This is a genomic window from Pseudomonas sp. Sample_24, from assembly GCF_004307605.1.
Classification (GTDB): domain Bacteria; phylum Pseudomonadota; class Gammaproteobacteria; order Pseudomonadales; family Pseudomonadaceae; genus Aquipseudomonas.
Genome location: NZ_RCNW01000314.1, coordinates 1 through 3904, shown reverse-complemented (window position 1 = coordinate 3904; position 3904 = coordinate 1). Strand labels below are relative to the sequence as shown.

Here is a 3904-nt window from a genome sequence, read left to right as displayed (position 1 = left end):
CGTTATCGATCTTTATCGGCACGCGCTATACCCGCGCCAAGCGCCGCAATCGCTTCGTTTCCTTCATCTCGATGACTTCGATGATCGGCCTCGCCCTGGGGGTGCTGGCGATGATCGTGGTGCTGTCGGTGATGAACGGCTTCCAGCGTGAAATGAGCTCGCGCATCCTCGGCATGGTGCCGCACGCCACCATCGTCGGTGTAAACCCGATCGATGATTGGCAGCCGGTCGCGGCGGCGGCGATGAAAAACCCGGAAGTGACCGCAGCCGTGCCGTTCACCGAGATGGAAGGCATGCTGTCCTACAAGGGCACGATGCAGCCGATCCAGGTCAGCGGCGTTGATCCGGCGCTGGAAGGTCAGGTGTCGATCGTCGCCAAGCACATCGTCCAGGGGCGTCTCGATGCCTTGAAACCGGGTGAATTCGGCGTCGTGATCGGCGAGATCACGGCGCGGCGCTTTCGCCTGAACGTAGGCGACAAAATCACCCTGATCGTTCCGGAAGTCAGTACTGCACCGGGTGGGATTACTCCGCGCATGCAGCGTCTGAACGTGGTCGGTGTGTTCAAGGTCGGCGCCGAGCTGGATGGCTCGATGGCGCTTATCCACCTTGCCGATGCTGCGCAGATGCAGCATTGGGAGCCGAACCAGGTACAAAGCGTGCGTCTGGCGGTGAAGGATTTGTACGCTGCGCCAAAAGTCTCGGGCGATATCGCCACCGGGCTCGGTGCCGCCTACAAGGCCGATGACTGGACTCACACCCAGGGCAGCCTGTTCAGCGCGATGAAAATGGAAAAAACCATGATCGGCCTGCTGTTGCTGATGATCGTTGCGGTGGCGGCGTTCAACATCATCGCCACCCTGATCATGGTGGTGAACGACAAGGGCGCGGACATCGCGATCCTGCGCACCATCGGTGCCACGCCACGGCAGATCATGGCGATCTTCATGGTGCAGGGCACGGTCATCGGTATCGTCGGCACCCTGATTGGCGGTGTGCTCGGCGTGATCGCGGCGTTGAACGTCAGCGAGATGGTGGGCTGGGTAGAGCGGGTAACCGGGCAGCACATCTTCAGTTCCGATGTGTACTTCGTCAGCAACTTGCCGTCCGAGTTGCAAGGTGCTGATGTTGCGTTGATCTGCACCGCGGGGTTTGTCCTGAGCTTCCTGGCCACGGTTTACCCGGCGTGGCGAGCGGCGAAGATCGAGCCGGCGCATGCGTTGCGGTATTCATAAGGATTACCAGTGCAAGCGACGCTCCGGCAGGAGTGTCGCTTGCTGCAAAAGTGTTGCTCAATCAGATTGCTGTTGGCCACTCGCTAATATAAACATCCATGTTGGCAACACCCTCAATTGATTCGTTGATGTTTTTAACAGTAAACGAGCATGTCGCTTTAAAACGTTTACGCACTTGATCCAGTTCCAGTGTCATTGAACCCTCTATGGCACCGAACGACGTCCACTGACTTTCCTTTCTTTCTTGATAGACCAGGCTTGTTATCATTGGCCCAGGAATCGTGTGGGTGCCACTACGAATGTTTGGATTCAAGCCGAAATAAAACAACTGGGCATGCGGGGACGTGGCGTTGTTTTGCGCGGCGGTCAGTATCAACGCGCCTCCAGCAATGATCGTGATGCGAGGTCTGTCGTCTGCGAAAGCACCTCGGTTGCCAAGTTGTGCGTTAAAGTCACTGGCGAGCATTGTCTGAGCTACCAGTGTTGCGGTTGTTTTTTCTTCCATGGTTTTATTCTCGCAATAGGTATTAGTGAACTCTTGGTGAGGAGTGAAAAAACTATATAGCGAGGATGATTTAATGAGGAGCTATCGAGTGGAGTTGTTTGTAATGAACTATGTGTTAGCTGTGCGCAGGCACTATGCGCGCTTGTTGAACTGAATTATGAATGAAGTCGATTGTTGCCTGGATGTGCAGGAGATTTCACCCCCGTGCGCATGGACAATTGACTGGGTAATTGCCAGACCCAGTCCTGCGTGTTCACTGTCGTCTTTTCGCCGCGCTGGATCCGCACGATAGAAACGATCGAACAAGCGTGGAAGCAGGGTATCGGGAATACGATCACCGGTGTTTTCAAAACGTAGAATCGAACTGTCAGCCGAGTCGACGATAACCACTCGGATCTGACCGTCTGGCGGTGTAAAACGTAGCGCATTGTCCAGTAGGTTGGAGAATGCCCTGCGCAGCATATTGCGATCCCCCTTTATGAGGGCGCGGCCTTCGCGACTTAAACTGATCTGCGCGTCTTCGGCCAACGGCGCAAAAAAATCCAGCAAGAAATCGACTTCGTCGGCCAATTCCAACGGTTCGCACTGGGGCATCAGCAGGCCATGATCGGCTTTCGCCAGATACAACATGTCATTGACCAGTTGCGCCATCCATTGCAGTTCTTCGAGGTTGCTGTGCAGTGCTTCTCGATAATCTTCGATGGGCCGAGGGCGGGTGAGGGTGACTTGAGTGTGAGTCAACAGGTTCGACAGTGGAGTGCGCAGTTCATGGGCGATGTCAGCGGAGAACGCCGATAGCCGCTGAAAGGCGTCGTCGAGGCGCCCGAGCATGGCGTTGAAGTGGTGGGCCAGTTCCGCCAGTTCCGGCGGCATGTTCGCTTCGGGCAGGCGTGCGTTGAGCGATTGTGCCGAAACCCCCTTGGCGACCGCACTCATGCGCCGCAACGGCCGCAAACCGCTTTGTGCGGCCCAGGCGCCGAGTAGTGCCGTGGCGAGGGCCGATAGACCCACCGTCAGCCAGATCAGGTGCTGCATGCGTTGCAGGAAATGCTGGTGGTGAGTGATGTCCAGCAACAGAGTCAACTGCGGCGAGTCGGGCTTGTCGGTAAATAGTGGCGCATTCAGGACGCGGTAATCGGTGCCGTCGTTGTTGATTGTCGACAGCCCCGATTGTTGCGGGAGATTGTCGGGCAGGCTTGCCGAACTGTCGTACCAGCGCTTGCCATCGCTTCCGGTGATGCGCAGTGACAGGTCAGCCTGGCGGCTCAACTCATCGGCCAGTTTGATTTTGCTGTCACTCGATTGAATTTCGTGTAGCGCGCGGCGCAGGCCAATCAGCTTGCCATCCAGCAATTGCTGGTCGAGTTCAATGAAGTGCGTTTCGCTGGCACGACTGAACAACACCCCGGCGAACAGCGAAACCACAGCCGTGCATGCCGCGAACAACAACGCCAGACGACTGCTCAAGGATAGTCGACGCATCAGGCAGGGCGCTCCTCGAGCACATAACCCATGCCGCGCACGGTGTGGATGAGTTTGTTGGGGAATTCATCGTCGACCTTCAGGCGTAATCGGCGGATCGCCACCTCGATGACATTGGTGTCACTGTCGAAATTCATGTCCCAGACCTGGGAAGCGATCAGCGATTTGGGCAGGACTTCACCCTGGCGACGCAGGAGCATTTCCAGCAGGGCGAACTCCTTGGCCGTCAGATCGATGCGCTGGCCGTTGCGTTCTACCCGACGGCGTATCAGGTCCAGGCGCAGATCGGCCAGTTGCAGGCTGGTTTCCTGGGGCGATGCGCTGCCACGGCGCAACAGGCTGCGTACCCGTGCCAACAGTTCGGAGAAAGCGAAGGGCTTCACCAGATAGTCGTCGGCGCCCAGTTCCAGGCCATGGACCCGGTCTTCCACCGCATCCCGCGCGGTCAGGAACAGGACCGGTGTATCAAGACCCGCACTGCGCACGGCTTGCAAAATCTGCCAGCCATCGCGACCTGGCAGCATCACGTCGAGAATCAACAAGGCGTAATCGCCGCTCAATGCCAATTGCTGGCCTGTGTTGCCGTCGGCCACCAGTTCGGTGTTGAACCCGGCTTCGGCCAGGCCTTGGCGCAGGTAGTGGCCGGTTTTCGGTTGGTCTTCGACGATCAGCAGTTTCATGG

General features: G+C 57.4%; 4 protein-coding genes. 1 reads left to right on the top strand and 3 read right to left on the bottom strand.

All coding sequences use genetic code 11. From position 1 onward, the window contains the following. A partial coding sequence (locus D8V06_RS16850; protein ID WP_130931353.1) for a lipoprotein-releasing ABC transporter permease subunit occupies window positions 1-1235 on the top strand: 1235 nt, incomplete at its 5' end. A gap of 61 nt (window positions 1236-1296) precedes the next feature. On the opposite strand, the gene D8V06_RS16845 is transcribed toward D8V06_RS16850, so the two are convergent. The 3 genes from D8V06_RS16845 to D8V06_RS16835 form a co-directional block, all read right to left on the bottom strand. After that, window positions 1297-1740, bottom strand: a complete 444-nt coding sequence (locus tag D8V06_RS16845) for a hypothetical protein (RefSeq protein ID WP_130903724.1) — start codon at window positions 1738-1740, stop codon at window positions 1297-1299. Between the two features lie 132 nt (window positions 1741-1872). Next, window positions 1873-3222, bottom strand: coding sequence for a heavy metal sensor histidine kinase (locus D8V06_RS16840; RefSeq protein WP_130903725.1), 1350 nt, complete (start codon window positions 3220-3222; stop codon window positions 1873-1875). Further along, complete coding sequence (locus D8V06_RS16835; protein WP_056857035.1) at window positions 3222-3902, bottom strand: heavy metal response regulator transcription factor; 681 nt, start codon at window positions 3900-3902, stop codon at window positions 3222-3224. Before D8V06_RS16835 ends, D8V06_RS16840 begins: the two co-directional genes overlap by 1 nt. Window positions 3903-3904: the final 2 nt, after the last annotated feature.